This window comes from Burkholderia sp. Ac-20384 (assembly GCF_017104605.1).
Lineage (GTDB): Bacteria > Pseudomonadota > Gammaproteobacteria > Burkholderiales > Burkholderiaceae > Burkholderia > Burkholderia lata.
The window spans coordinates 1-365 of the sequence record NZ_JAAGPE010000745.1 but is presented as its reverse complement, the minus strand read 5'-3'; the positions used below and the strand labels follow the sequence as shown (position 1 = coordinate 365).

The 365-nt window shown below is 65.5% G+C and carries 1 protein-coding gene; it reads left to right on the top strand.

Annotated features, from left to right (window positions below):
• Positions 1-163: 163 nt before the first annotated feature.
• The coding region (locus G3O00_RS43155) for an NAD(P)-binding protein (RefSeq protein WP_206146650.1) at positions 164-365 on the top strand (202 nt) is incomplete at its 3' end.

Sequence of the window (365 nt, the reverse complement as noted above, 5' to 3'; positions counted from 1 at the left end):
TGCGAAGATCGCGATCGCGCAATGCTATGCGGAGCACGTGCTGGTGCAGGCAGGCGCATTCGAAGCGTCGATCGTCGGCACGAAGGGCAACGAGGGCGTGCTCGCGTTGACGGAAGACCAGTTCTGACCGGCTGACGGTCCGGACGCAGGAGGAGACAGGATTTTGACCACACAGGACTTGCTCGCGCAATACGGCCCGCGCGAATCGATGGAATACGACGTCGTGATCGTCGGCGGTGGCCCCGCCGGGCTGTCGGCGGCGATCCGGCTCAAGCAGCTGGCCGCCGAGAAAGGCACCGAGATCGGCGTGTGCGTGCTCGAGAAGGGTTCCGAGATCGGCGCGCACATCCTGTCGGGCGCGGTGA